The 13,071-nt window shown below is 68.9% G+C and carries 12 protein-coding genes; 7 read left to right on the top strand and 5 right to left on the bottom strand.

Annotated elements, in window-relative coordinates:
- Positions 1-110 precede the first annotated feature (110 nt).
- The 3 genes from ACWELJ_RS02705 (at position 111) to ACWELJ_RS02695 (ending at position 6,828) form a co-directional block, all read left to right on the top strand.
- Positions 111-3,326, top strand: coding sequence for a protein kinase domain-containing protein (locus ACWELJ_RS02705; RefSeq protein ID WP_452364444.1), 3,216 nt, complete (start codon positions 111-113; stop codon positions 3,324-3,326).
- A gap of 75 nt (positions 3,327-3,401) precedes the next feature.
- A complete protein-coding gene (locus ACWELJ_RS02700) occupies positions 3,402-5,747 on the top strand; it encodes a serine/threonine-protein kinase (RefSeq protein WP_452364443.1) in 2,346 nt (781 codons plus the stop codon).
- 91 nt (positions 5,748-5,838) lie between these two features.
- Positions 5,839-6,828 (top strand): AraC family transcriptional regulator, encoded by a 990-nt coding sequence (locus ACWELJ_RS02695; RefSeq protein ID WP_452364442.1) that lies wholly within the window; start codon positions 5,839-5,841, stop codon positions 6,826-6,828.
- On the opposite strand, the gene ACWELJ_RS02690 is transcribed toward ACWELJ_RS02695, so the two are convergent.
- Positions 6,825-7,820 carry a terpene synthase family protein gene (locus ACWELJ_RS02690; protein ID WP_452364441.1) on the bottom strand — a complete coding sequence of 332 codons (996 nt, stop codon included), beginning with the start codon at positions 7,818-7,820 and terminating at the stop codon, positions 6,825-6,827. The two genes, ACWELJ_RS02695 and ACWELJ_RS02690, sit on opposite strands and share 4 nt — an antisense overlap.
- A 190-nt stretch (positions 7,821-8,010) precedes the next feature.
- Between ACWELJ_RS02690 and ACWELJ_RS02685 the strand changes: the two genes are divergently transcribed.
- Positions 8,011-8,811 (top strand): MmyB family transcriptional regulator, encoded by an 801-nt coding sequence (locus ACWELJ_RS02685; RefSeq protein ID WP_452364440.1) that lies wholly within the window; start codon positions 8,011-8,013, stop codon positions 8,809-8,811.
- Here ACWELJ_RS02685 and ACWELJ_RS02680 read toward each other — a convergent pair.
- Positions 8,802-9,239 (bottom strand): MarR family winged helix-turn-helix transcriptional regulator, encoded by a 438-nt coding sequence (locus tag ACWELJ_RS02680; protein ID WP_452364439.1) that lies wholly within the window; start codon positions 9,237-9,239, stop codon positions 8,802-8,804. The genes ACWELJ_RS02685 and ACWELJ_RS02680 overlap by 10 nt on opposite strands.
- Positions 9,240-9,316: 77 nt before the next feature.
- Between ACWELJ_RS02680 and ACWELJ_RS02675 the strand changes: the two genes are divergently transcribed.
- Positions 9,317-9,949 carry a maleylpyruvate isomerase family mycothiol-dependent enzyme gene (locus tag ACWELJ_RS02675; RefSeq protein WP_452364438.1) on the top strand — a complete coding sequence of 211 codons (633 nt, stop codon included), beginning with the start codon at positions 9,317-9,319 and terminating at the stop codon, positions 9,947-9,949.
- 244 nt (positions 9,950-10,193) lie between these two features.
- Here the strand turns inward: ACWELJ_RS02675 and ACWELJ_RS02670 are convergent, their stop codons facing one another.
- The gene (locus ACWELJ_RS02670) at positions 10,194-10,589 is read right to left on the bottom strand and encodes a carboxymuconolactone decarboxylase family protein (protein WP_452364437.1); all 396 of its coding nucleotides are present in this window, start codon (positions 10,587-10,589) and stop codon (positions 10,194-10,196) included.
- 170 nt (positions 10,590-10,759) lie between these two features.
- On the opposite strand from ACWELJ_RS02670, the gene ACWELJ_RS02665 reads away from it, so the two are divergent.
- Positions 10,760-10,888 carry a hypothetical protein gene (locus ACWELJ_RS02665; RefSeq protein WP_357287872.1) on the top strand — a complete coding sequence of 43 codons (129 nt, stop codon included), beginning with the start codon at positions 10,760-10,762 and terminating at the stop codon, positions 10,886-10,888.
- Positions 10,889-10,951: 63 nt separating this feature from the next.
- Positions 10,952-11,338: a VOC family protein gene (locus tag ACWELJ_RS02660; protein ID WP_452364436.1), complete on the top strand. Its 387-nt coding sequence runs from the start codon at positions 10,952-10,954 to the stop codon at positions 11,336-11,338.
- On the opposite strand, the gene ACWELJ_RS02655 is transcribed toward ACWELJ_RS02660, so the two are convergent.
- Together ACWELJ_RS02655 and ACWELJ_RS02650 are read right to left on the bottom strand one after the other, a co-directional pair.
- Positions 11,325-12,569 carry a TetR/AcrR family transcriptional regulator gene (locus ACWELJ_RS02655; protein WP_452364435.1) on the bottom strand — a complete coding sequence of 415 codons (1,245 nt, stop codon included), beginning with the start codon at positions 12,567-12,569 and terminating at the stop codon, positions 11,325-11,327. The two genes, ACWELJ_RS02660 and ACWELJ_RS02655, sit on opposite strands and share 14 nt — an antisense overlap.
- Complete coding sequence (locus tag ACWELJ_RS02650; RefSeq protein ID WP_452364434.1) at positions 12,566-13,039, bottom strand: hypothetical protein; 474 nt, start codon at positions 13,037-13,039, stop codon at positions 12,566-12,568. Before ACWELJ_RS02650 ends, ACWELJ_RS02655 begins: the two co-directional genes overlap by 4 nt.
- Between the last annotated feature and the right edge of the window lie 32 nt (positions 13,040-13,071).

Here is a 13,071-nt window from a genome sequence, read left to right as displayed (position 1 = left end):
GGATACCTGCGCACGACGGCCGTTCTGCCGGGGACATACCTATTTCCGCCGTGTACGTGCGGGAGAGATATCCTGATCAGTGCCCACCGCTGGCGATTTGCGAGTTACCGATGGTCCGATCCGATCCATTCGAAGCGCAGCGTGATGCCGATTTCGACGTCGTCACGGAGCTGAGCGCTGCCGGTCTCGAGGGCGCGCACGAGATCGGTCGGGGCGGACTGGGAATCGTCTATCGGTGCAGGCAGGTCGCCGCCGAACGGGATGTGGCGGTGAAGGTCCTCACCGGTGACGTCGAGGAGGATCGGGAACGGTTCTTCCGCGAGCAACGCGCGCTGGGACGCCTCACCGGGCATCCGAACATCGTCAGCATGCTCGAGGTCGGCGAGACCGGCAGCGGCCGCCCCTTCCTGGTCATGCCGTACTTCCCGCGCGGCTCGCTGGGGGAACGGCTGCGTGAGGACGGCCCGCTGTCGCTCCCGGAGGCCCTGCACATCGGGGTGCGCGTCGCGGGGGCGCTGGAATCCGCGCACCGCGCCGGAGTCGTCCACCGCGATATCCGGCCCGCGAACATCCTGCTCACCGACTACGACGAGCCCGCGCTGACCGATTTCGGCATCGCGGACGTCGCCAGTCCACAAACCGTCACCGCGCCCGAGGTACTCGACGGCCAGGTTCCCAGCCGCGGCTCGGACGTCTACGGGCTGGGAGCCACCCTGCTCTGCGCGCTCACCCGCCGCGTGGCGTCGGAGCACCCCGACGATCAGCAGGCGGCGCAACTCGTGCGGGTCGCCACCCCTGCGAACCCGGACTCCTGTGAGGTCGGAATCCCCTGGGATGTCCGCGCGGTGATCGAAGTCGCCATGTCCCGTGACCCGCACGACCGTCCGACCGCCGCCGCGCTCGGGGAGCAGCTGCGCCGAATCCAGCTCGAGCGCGGCTTCCCGGTCGACGACATGGCGGTGCGCGACGAACCGGGCTCCGAATACGAATCGCTCACGGGCGCGGAAACACCTGCGGCGCAGGGTGTTCCGCGTCTGCACAGTGACGGCCTGCACGACGGGACGGGCAATCTGCCGCTGGAACTGACCAGCTTCGTCGATCGCCGGACCCAGCTGTCGGAGGTCGTCAACCTGCTGGCCGGGTCACGGCTGGTGACCCTGACCGGGATCGGCGGGGTCGGAAAGTCCAGGCTCGCACTGCGAGCCGCGCACAAGGCCCGGCAGCGGTTCCCGAACGGGGCGTGGCTGGTCGAACTGGGGGAACTGCGCGACGACGCGCTGCTGCCCGACGCGGTGGCCGCGGTCCTCGGCATCCGCAGCCAGGGCGTCATCTCCGTGCAGGACACCTTGGTGGAGGCGCTGGCCCCGTACGAACTGCTGCTCGTGCTCGACAATTGCGAGCACGTGATCGACGCGGCCGCCAAGCTGTCGGAGGCGCTGCTGCGCGCCTGCCCCACCGTGCGCATTCTCGCCACCAGCCGCGAGGCCCTGGGTATCGGCGGCGAAACCGTGTATCCGCTGCCGCCGCTGGGAATTCCGGAATCGAGCAAGGAGCGGACCCTGGCGCACTCGCACGCCGTGGCCCTGTTCGTCGAACGCGCCACCGCGGCCGTGCCGGGGTTCGAGATGACGGACGCGAACCAGCTCGCCATCGCCCAGATCTGCGCCCGGCTCGACGGTTTGCCGCTCGCGATCGAGCTCGCCGCCGCGCGTCTGCGCACCATGTCGGTCGAGCAGATCCGGACCCGGCTCGGCGACCGATACGCCCTGCTGTCCCGCGGTGGCCGGGGCATCCCGAAGCGGCAGCAGACGCTGCGTTACTCCATCAACTGGAGCTACGACCTGTGCACACCCGACGAGAAGCGGCTGTGGGCCTGCCTGTCGGTGTTCACCGGTGGCTTCGAACTCGACGCGGTCGAGCAGGTGTGCGCCGATCAGGTACCCGAGTTCCAGATCCTCGACACCTTGTCCGCGCTGGTCGACAAATCGATCCTGGTCCGGCAGGAAGCCGATGGGGCGGTGCGCTTCCGGATGCTCGAGACCGTGCAGGAGTTCGGCCGGGAGCAGGCCGAGGAGGCCGGTCTGTACCCGGATCTGCATCGGCGGCACCGGGATTGGTGTGAGCGACTGGTGGGCCACGCGAACGTGGAGATGATCGGCCCCCGTCAACTCGACTGGGTCGCCCGGCTGGAACGGGAACTGCCGAATCTGCGAAAAGCCTTGGAGTTCAGCCTGTCCGAATCCGATGCGGGCGGACTCGGGATGGTCACCGACCTGTACCTGTTCTGGGGTCTGCGCGGGCGGCTCCACGAGGGCTGCCGCTGGTACGGACGGGCGCTGGAGCATCCCGGCGGCCGCGACGTCGATCGCGCCCGCGCACTGTTCGCCGCGGGCACGCTGGTGGGCTTGACCGGCGACCTGACCACCGCGAACCAGCGCTTCGCCGAGCTTCGAGCACTCGCCGAGCGGACCTCGGCCCCGCTGGTCGCGGCCTTCGTCGACCACGTCGACGCCAACGCGGCGCTGGCCCGCGGCGATGTCGGCGAGTCCGACGCGGTCGCGCTGCTGATCGACGCGATCGGCAGATACGAGGCGTGCGGTGAACTCGGCATGCAGCTCGACGCGCAACTGTCCCTCGGCTGGGCCTACGCCCTGGCCGGGGACACCCACGGCGCCGTCGCCTGCCATGAGAAGACACTCGCCATGACCGCGACCGCCGGCGAATCGATCTACCGGTCGTGGGCCTTGTTCGCGGCGGGCTTCGCCGTCTGGCGCGACGGCGACCCCGATCGCGCCAAGCGCCTCCTGGAGGAAGGCGTGCGGCTGTCCGCCCTGATCGCCGAGCCGCTGGTCGCAGCGGGGTGCCTGGAAACCCTGGCCTGGATCGCCGCCGACCGGAACGAGGCGCGGCGCGCGGCCGTCCTGATGGGCGCGGCCGACGCGCTGGGCCGTCTCGCCGGCACCGCGACGCTCATGGTCCGCGACCTGCTCACCTACCGCTCTGACTGCATGCGCGGCAGCCGCGAGGCGCTCGGGCAGCGAGCCTTCGACCGCGCCCGCCAGGAAGGTTCGGCGATGAGCCTCGACACCGCGGTGCGCCTCGCCCTCGACGATCGCTCCCCGGCGGCCGAGACCACCCCGCAGGTGCTGACGAAGCGGGAACAGCAGGTCGCCGAGCTCGTCGCCGAAGGCCTGACCAACCGGGCGATCGCGAACCGCCTGGTGATCTCCCAGCGCACCGCGCAGGGCCACGTCGAGCACATCCTGGTCAAACTGGGATTCACCTCGCGCGCCCAGATCGCCGCCTGGGTCGCGGAGCATTCCTGAGCTCGTGGATGTCCGGAATTCCGGATACCGTGGTCTTGGTAAGACGCCTCGGAGTTTCCCCTCGGAGTGACTGCGATGACCGAGCCGAACGCGAACGCGACCGCGGTATTCGATCCGCTGGCCGACCGGGCCGCGAATACCCTGCTGCGGCTCGTCGACGCGGTCGAGGAGTTCACGGCAGCATGGGAATCCGGTGGCCTGCCCCCTGATCTGGCGAAATTCGCGCTGACCGGCGACACCGCCCGCCGGGCCTCGGTGATCGCACTGGTCAAGGTCGACCTGAAATACCGGTGGCTGCGCTACGAGCACCCGAAGCGGCTCGCCGAGTACCGGGCCCGGTTTCCCGAACTGGCCTCGGGACCGATGCCGCGGCAATTGCTCTACGAGGAGTTCCACATTCTGCGCCGCGCGGGTGTCCAGATCGATGTCGCCGAGTACGCGCGCGACTATCCCGAATACGCCGAGCGGATCGACGCCATCCTGCGGCCGGACGACCCCTACGAGAGCACCCTCGTCGATCGGACCGGTCCGCCGGTCGCGAGCGAGGAGCTCGAGCCCGGCGACCGTATCGACGACTTCGATCTGCTGCTGGAACTGGGCCGGGGCGCCTTCGCCAGAGTGTTTCTGGCGCGGCAACTCTCGATGCAGCGTCTGGTCGCGGTGAAGGTCTCCACCGACCACGGCACCGAACCGCAGACACTCGCCCAGCTGGACCACGAATACATCGTGCGCGTCTACGACCAGCGGGTCCTGCCGGACCGCGCGCTGAAACTCATGTACATGCAGTACCTGCCCGGCGGGACACTGTCCGCGGTACTGACCCGCGTTCGCGAGACCCCACCGGAACACCGCGGCGGACAGCTGCTGCTCGACGCCGCCGACGCGGCGCTGGAACAGAAGGGCGAGCTCCGAACCTCGGGCGCCCGGGTGCGCGACGAGATCGCCGCGCTGACCTGGCCGGAGACGGTGGCATGGCTCGGCCGCCGCCTCGCCGAAGCGCTGGACTACGCCGAGCAGCGCGGTGTGCTGCACCGCGACATCAAACCGGCGAATGTGCTGCTCACCGCCGACGGGGTACCGAAACTGGCCGACTTCAATATCAGCGCCAGCGACCACGTGGCCGGCAGCAGTCCGGTCACGTACTTCGGTGGGTCCCTGGCCTATATGTCCCCCGAGCACCTCGCCGCCAGCCACCCGGCGCTGCCCGGCAGCGTCGAGGACCTGGACACGCGCAGCGACATCTATTCGCTCGGCATCGTGCTCTGGGAGCTGCTGACCGGGCGGCGGCCGTTTCCCAAGCTCGAGGCGAAGGATTCGCAGGCCGCGGTCGAGCAGCTGCTGGAGGTGCGCCGCCGTCCCATCGCACAGGAATTCCTCGACGACCTTCCCGCGGACACTCCGCCCTCGCTGCGCCGCGTTCTACTGACCTGCCTGGCGCCGAAACGGGAGGACCGCTGGGCCAACGGCGCGGAGCTGGCGCAGCAATTCGAACTGTGCCTCGATCCCCGGGCCCGGGATCTGGTGGACGCGCCGCGGCGCCGGTGGCTGCCGACGGGACCGCTGTGGGCGATACCGATTCTCGCGCTGGCGATCGCCATACCGAACGTGATCGCGGTCGGATACAACTACTACTACAGCAGGACGCTGATCGTCAGCAAGCTCACGCCGCAGGCCCAGCGCACCTTCGAATACGTTGCGCTGGTGCTGTATCCGCTCGCGATCGCGGTCGCGGCGGTCCTGATCCTGTTCGTCGCGCGCCGTCTGATCCTGGTCCTCGCCGGGGTGCGGATCGGCTGGGACTTCACCGACGAGACGCTCACCCACGCACGCATCGACGCGCTCCGGCTCGGCCCCCGAGTGGTGTGGATCGTGTTCGTGTTCTGGCTGCTCGGCGGGATCGTCTTCCCGGTCCTGCTGAACCTGATCTCCGGGGGCGTGCCGTACGCCACCTACGTGCACTTCCTGCTGTCGGTGGTGGTGTGCGGCGCGATGGCGGTGTCGTATCCGTACTTCGGGCTCACCTGGTACGTGGTGCGTTGTCTGTATCCGGTGTTCCTGGAGCACGGACGGTCCGACGCCGCCGATATCGACCACCTGCGCCGGCTCGCGGGGCGCACGGGCTTCTACCTCACCGTGGCGGCCGCGGTGCCGCTGGTCGGCGTCACCGGAGTCACCTTCCTGCCCGGCGTGGACATCGAGTCCATCATCTGGGCGGTCCGGATCCTGTGCGTCGGCGGCATTGTCGGCTTCGTGGTGGCCTATCTGCTGTACGGCGTCATCGAGAAGGACCTCGAGGCGCTCGAACGTGTCGCGACCACATCGAGCGTGGTTCTGACCGAGCCGCACGGGTTCGATCCCGGCGCGGCGCGGGCGACTCCGCCCATACCGAAACCGTTGCGTTCCAGCTCTGATCGGCGGTGATCGAACGACTCCGGGTCTCGCTATTCCTCAGAATCCAGTCCCGCGCCGGCACATGCGGTGGGAAGATGCGGACGTGGAGCAAACCGCCTCCGTGACAGTCGAGGTGCGCTCGTCCTCGACGCTGAAGCCGCGTGATGCCTTCGAACAGTGGGAAGCTCTGATGGCGGATGCCATCGTGCCGTCGGCGATCTCGCCGCTACACGACGGGTGCTGGAACGGGAAGATCACCAGCACCCAGTTCGATCGAGTGTCGGTGGCGCTCATGCGTGCCAGCGCACAGCAGGTGAACCGGACGCCGCGGATGGTCGCGCGGTCGCAGGGGGAGTTCCTGCTCGCCAATATCGTGCTGGAAGGGACGAATTGGACGGAGCAGCAGGGGCGGACCGCGGAGTCGATGGCCGGGTCCATCGCCTTCTACGACAGTGCGCAGCCCCTGCTCAGCCGCACCACCGACAACGCGATGTCGACCCTGCTGCGCGCGCCGTTGCAGCCGGTGCTCGACTACGCCGGGCTGGCGCGCGACGAATTGCCTTTCGCCGTGCCGATTCCCGCCGACGGCGCCATGGGCGTGGTCACCCGCTTCTTCCGCGATATGGCCGAACTGACCAATGCGGAAGCCGAGCGTGCGAACCTCGCCTTCGACGGGCAAACCACCGGCATGCTGGCCTCGGCGCTGTTGCTCGCGGTCGGGAAAGCCTCACCGGCGCCCGCGGATTCGCTCTACACCCGCCAGCAGATGATGGCCTATCTACGAAAACGGTTCACCGATCCCGACCTCACCGTCGACGAGATCGCCAAGGCCTGCCTGGTTTCCCGGCGCACCCTGTTCCGGATGTGCGAAGGGCTCGGCGGGCCGGGCGCGCTGATCCGGCGCATGCGCATCGAACACGCCCGGCGGCAGCTGCGGTCGGAGCCGACCCGATCCCTCAACTCGATCGCGGCCGCCTCGGGTTTCGCCTCCGACCGGCACTTCTACCGCGCGTTCCAGCTCGAAACCGGTATGACGCCGGGCGAATTCCGCTCGCAATTCGCCATCGACCCCTCCGGTGCCCGGCACGCGATCCGTCCGGGCGCGGACTAGGACAGCAGCTGCCCGTGAGCCAGCGCCTCGATCGGCGGACTGGTGTAACGCGGTGCGCGGTAGTGGAAGTCGAAGTTCGCGCGCACGTATCGGCGATAGTCCTCCAGCGTGTGCAGGGTGTCGTCCCGGGCTCGACCGGTGATGCCGAGCACGTCGAGTTCCTCGGCCAGGGCTTCCTCCATCCGGCCGATCCGCAGAATGCAGTCGGTCAGCATGTCGTTGACCACGCGCAGGGCGTGAGTCCTGCTGCAGCCCAGGTGATATTCGGCCAGGAGCACCGCGTTGTAGGCGTAACCGACCGCCTCGTCCGCGGGCAGCGAGTGGACGTCGTTGATCAACCCCATGTGCTCGGTGACCGCAGCGCGCAGGGTCCTCATGGCCGGCAGCTGCCGGACCATCTCGGGCAGATCGATCCCGTAGGTGATCTCGCTCAGATCCAGCAGCATGTAGATGGCGACCGAGATCTGCCGGTGGGTGCGGTATTCGTCGAGTTTCGGCAGGTCACCGGTGATGGTGCGGATGCTCTCGGTGTAATAGCTCCACCACCACTCCACGATCTCGGCGCGCACCGCGTATCGCCACTGCGGTGAACGGCCCCGGCACAGTCTGCGCCACAGGTCCTGGAAGCCGGTCGCCAGCACGCCGGACGGGGTGCCGTCGAGCCGAAAGCCCGTCTCCAAACGCTGAATGGTGGTCAAACATCGTCGCGGGTCGGGCATTTCGATATCGAACTGGTCGTCCACGATAAACGCCCAGGCCGTGAATTCGGCGAGCAGTGCGAGTGATTCGACGTCGGCGTCGGGGCACCACATCGAATACATCTCGACCGGGCGGGAACCCGCCACTCTGCGTCGGGACAACTCCTCGGGAACGAGATCCAGGTTGACCAGCCATTCCCACATCGTGGATTCGGCGGCTCTGGCTCTGGGATTGGTTCCTTCCGGCCGATACGGCATGTAGAAGTCGGGAAGGATGATTCGCTCGGAAACCATGGGGCACAGCTCCTTCGACGAGCGCGAATTCGCGTGGCCTCATCCGCCGACCCTGGACTGCGAGCCGGCTCCCCGCCATCCGATCACGCCCGATTCGTCCAGTATCGCCCACTTTCCCCTGGGACACGCCCTGATTGGGGGGAATGGAAGAATCAGCACACCGGAAGGTTCGCGCGTGGGAGAGGCGGCGATGGAAGAGTTCGATGCCGAGTCGGCGGTGGAGGAGGGGCTTCCCAATGCACCCACCTTCGGGTCGGTCCTGCGGCGGCTGCGCGATGCGCGCGGCGTGTCCCGGGAACGGCTGGCATTCAATTCCGGGGTCAGCGCCAGCTACGTGAATCACCTCGAGAAGGGCGAACGCGAGCGGCCCACGCGTGAAGTGGTGACGGCGCTGATGCGCTATCTCGACCGCTTGGCGGCGCTGGCTCCGGAGGAATTCCGGCAATTATCGGATCTGGCCGGACTCGGTCCGGTCGAGCAGCCTTCGACCGATGACCTGCGCGCCGATCTCGGGCGCGGTATCCCGTTGGCCCTGGCCTTGTACGAGCCGCACCTGGCCGCCTACGTCGACACCCGCCTCAACATCCTGATGTGGAACGACAGCTTCGCCGCCGGTTTCCCGGGCCTGACCGAGGACGGCAATCTGCTGCGCTGGATGCTCGGCGATCCCCGCGCGCGGCACGCGCTGGTCGAGTGGGAGCGCGAGCTGCGGATCTCGATCCAATGGCTGCACGGCTACATCGCCCAGTACGGCGACACCAGCTGGTTCGATGACCTGCTGCAGGAACTGGCCCGGTTTCCGCTGTTCCTGGAGATCTGGTCGGACACCACGGCCCGCTACGAGCGCGCCCGTCCGGTGATCCGGTTGCGCGCCGGCGACGGCTCGACGGTGCGGATCATCGGGCAGCTGTTCACTGTGAACAGCACGGCCTATCCCGGGCGCATGCAGATCTTCATCGGCCTGCGCGGCGCGGGTGACGGTCAGGCGTAGGGGTCGGTGATGTCGCGCAGCCGCGTGAGGGCCTCGCGCAGGTTGCGCATGCGGCGTTCGCCCAGGTGCGCGGCCCATTCGGTTTCGACGGCGTCGGCGATGGTGTTGGAGTACTCGGCCAGCGCGCGGCCGCGGGCGGTGAGCCGGACCAGGCGGGCGCGCCCGTCGCGCCGGTCCGGTGTGCGTTCCACGTACCCGGCCCGTTCGAGCTGATCGACCAGGAATCCGGCCGACTGTTTGGTCACCTGCGCCTGCTGGGCCAGCTCGGTGATGCGCGACCCCTCGGGCGCGATCCGGGCCGCCAGCCTGCCCTGCGCCACGCTGATATCGGCGTACCCGGCCGCGGCGAGCGCGCTGAAGACGCGATCCTCCATGGCCCGGTACGCGATGAACATGAGCAGCCCGGCATTCAGCTCGTCGCCGGACATCCCGACTCCTTGACTTGGTAAGAGACGCTGACCATACTAGTCAGTGTATCTGACTAATCATAGGCCTGGGGAACGCCATGGACCGTGAGCACAGTTGGCGGCACATCGAACAGCAGCGCCGGGCCATCGCCGCGCTGCTCGAGGATTTGACGCCGTCCGAATGGGAGACGCCGTCGCTGTGCGCGGGCTGGCGCGTGCGGGAGGTCGCGGCGCACATCGCGCTGACGCCGGACCCGCCCCCGCTGGCCCTGTTGCTGCGCACGGCCCTGCGCGCCCGCGACTACAACCGGATGATCGACGAATTGACCACCCGGCACGCGCACCGGCCGACGTCGGAACTGGTGCGCGAGATTCGGGACAACGCCGCCTCGCGTCGGCTGCCCAAACTCACGAATTACCGAAACATCCTGTTCGACACCATCGTTCACGGCCAGGACATCGCGATCCCGCTCGGTCGCGTGCTCGAGGTCGATCCCGAGGCGGCCGCCGCCGGGGCCGACACCGCCGCCGCGTCCGGCTGGCCGGTCTGGGATCGCCACCGCCTGGACGGAATCCGGCTCACCGCCACCGATGTCGACTGGAGTCACGGGACCGGGAGTGAGATCACAGGTCCTATCGTCGCCCTGCTGCTCCTGGTCACCGGCCGCGCCGCGGCACTGGATCGGGTTGCGGGAGAGGGTATTCCGCGCCTGGCTCGCCAGTTGACCTGAAGTCACGACCGTCGCACCGGCCCGTGGCGGAGGGGATCGCGGGCCGGTCCGACGGTCGTGCCGTCACCGGCCGAGAAGCCGCCGAATCCAGCCGTCACCCGCGGCCTGCTCGTGTCCCGGACGCCATTGATCGGTGGGAACTCCGGCTCGCACCTGGGCGATATGCGCCCCGCAGCCGGCCCAGGTGGTCTTGCCGCAGGTGCGGCATCGCGTCGCTCGACACATTCGGCAGTCCTCCGGGCTCTCAGGCGGGCGCTTCGCCGGATTCGACGGCGTCGGCGAATTCGCAGAACGCCTCATAGGCGCGAGCGCCGTGAATGGTGGCCGGGCCGCCGTGCATCAGGAAGGTCACGCCGATCGCCTCGGCGGCCTCCTGTTTGGTCGCACCGGCGCGCGCGGCCGCCTGGCCGTGCGAGGCGATGCAGCCGTCGCAGCCCTCGACGACGCCGATGGCCAGCGCGATCAGCTCCTTGGTCTTGCGATCCAGCGCCCCCGGTGCGAACGCCGCCTTGCTCAGCTCGCCGAAACCCTTGTACACCTCGGGAATCGCGCGCCGCAGCTCCCGATGCAACGGCGACAGCTCGCTCAGCACGGCCTTCCCGTGCGGCGACGCCTGCGTGGTCTGGTGCGGTGCGGACATGCCTACTCCTTCGACTGCTTCACGGATACCCCACGGGGTATATCAATCACCGTAGCATACCCCAGGGGGTATCATTCAGGGTGTGGTCACGGCCGGGCCCGGCAACACGAACCGGGCCGCGAACCCGATACCATCCACCCGAACCCATCCGATCGGCCCGAGGAGCGACCATGTGCCAACCGACCCCCTGCCAGACCTGCGGCAAGATCACCTGGGCGGGGTGTGGCGACCACATCGACCAGGTCAAGGCGGCTGTTCCGGCCGAGCAGTGGTGCGACGGCGAGCACGTCGCCAACTAGCCTGACGAGGGACTCGCACGAATCCGGTCGCCCCGCGGCCGGCGCACAGGAAGGGTAGGAGCCATGCGGATCTACATCACCAGTGTTTTCGTGGACGACCAGCAGAAGGCGCTCGATTTCTACAGCGGGGTGCTCGGCTTCGAGAAGAAGCACGACATTCCGCTGGGCGCGGCCCGATGGCTGACCGTGGTGTCGCCGGAGGATCCGCAGGGGGCGGAATTGTTGCTCGAACCCGACGGGCACCCGGCGGTGAAGCCGTACAAGGACGCGCTCGTCGGTGACGGGATTCCCGCGGCTTCCTTCCAGGTCGCGGATGTGCGGGCCGAGTTCGAGCGCTTGAGCGGGCTCGGGGTGACGTTCACCCAGCCGCCGGTCGAGGCCGGCCCGGTGACCACCGCGGTATTCGACGACACCTGCGGCAATCTCATCCAGATCGTCACTCCGGCCTAGTCCGGACCTCGGCCGGTCCGAACAGGACGGCCTCCATCAGACGAATCACCCACTGGCGCGGATAGATTCGCTCGTCGTCGGCGAAGACGCGGGCATAGTCCACGACCAAGCCGAGGGCGGCGTGCACCAGGACGGCCGCCTCGGCGGGGGTGAGCCCGGGGCGGACCCGGGTGAGCAGGGCCGCCCACTCGGTGACCACCAGGCGCTGCACCACCCGCAGGGTCGCGCGCTCGTCGTCGGGGACATGGCCGAATTCGGCGAAGTAGACGAAGATCAGTTCGCGTTCGTCGAACGCCCCGGCCACGTACATGTCGATGAGCTTGGCCAAAGCCTCCGCGGGACCGGAGGATTCGGCCAGGGTGGGGGCGATGACGGCCGACATGCGGTCGGCGGCGCGGCGGAAGGCGGCCTCGAGCAGATCGCTCTTGCCGCGGTAGTAGCGGTAGACGGCCGAGGCGGAGGGCAGGCCCGCGGCGGCCGCGATGTCCTCGACGCTGACATTCGGGTAGCCGCGCTCGTAGAACAGCCGCACCGCCCGCTGCAGCAGCAGCTCGTGCCGCAGCGAGGCCGGCGTCTCCACCGCGCGCGGGGCGGGCGGCGGCTGGGCGGGCTCGGGCAGATCGGCGGCGATCAGCGCCCAGCAGGCCGTGTTCAGCAGAACCGCAAGAGGTTTGGCGGCGAGCACCACCCGATGATCGCCGAGGCAGCTCACCGTGCTGAAGACCCCGATGGCCCGCACCCGCAGTTCGCGGGCGGACAGGCCGGGCCGCACCGCGCCGATGAGGGCGCTGAGGTCGGTCAGCGCGGTGCTGAAATGCTGGTCCACCGTGCGCTTGTCGGAATCGTCGAGGTAGCGGTGCTCCCACCGGGCCAGCCCGACCGTCGTCCGGTTCACGATGGTCTCCGCGATGATCCCGTCGATCCCGTACCCGAGCCGCCGCCGTGCGGGCCAGCCCGCGGCCACCTCGGGCAGGCTCACCGCCGCCACCGTCACCTCGCCCAGTCGCAGCAGCTCACCCGCGAACAGCGCGTACTTGCTCGGATAGTGCCGGTACAGCGCGGTGGAGCTGATGCCGAGCCGGGCGGCGATATCGTCCATGCTCACCCGGTGGTAGCCCTGCGCCGCGAATTCCGCGGCCGACACCGCCGCGATCTGCGCGCGCCGGTTCTTCGGCCGTCGCCGAACCGCCCGCGCATCCGGTTCGGGGGCGGGCGTCCTCGCCCGGTTCACGACTGCGGCTGTTGCGCCAGCGGCGAATTCACCTTGTTCACCAGCCACCGGTCGCCGGACCGTTGCAGCCGCATCACCATCGACAGCTGGCCGGGCGCGGGCTTGCCCTGGGTGCCGAGGCTGGTGATGGTCTGGCCGATCACCACGATGGCCTCGGCGGAGTCGCGCTCGGCATTGCGGACCGCGCACTGCACGTCGGTGGCCTTGGAGACGACCTGGCCCTGGGTGAGCACGTCGCGCAGATCCTTGCTGGTGGCGTCGAACTGCTTGCGCCACTCGCCGGTCGCGCCGTCGAGCACGCCGGTGAAGTAGGCGTCCAGGTTCTTGGCGTCGTAGGTGGCCAGTAGCGGCGCGTAGGCGCAGGCCGCGGCCCGGGCCTGCTCCTGCGCGGCGAGCAAATCCTGTTGGCCGGCGTCGTGCCGGTAGAGCACGATGCTGGACCCGATCGACACCGCCAGCGCGAGCACCACCGCGGCGCGGGGGGGGGGGGGGGGGCGCGGGG

The sequence above is a fragment of the Nocardia sp. NPDC004582 genome (assembly GCF_053602115.1).
The sequence above is the reverse complement of the archived record's forward strand: the minus strand, read 5'-3'. Positions and strand labels throughout refer to the sequence as shown.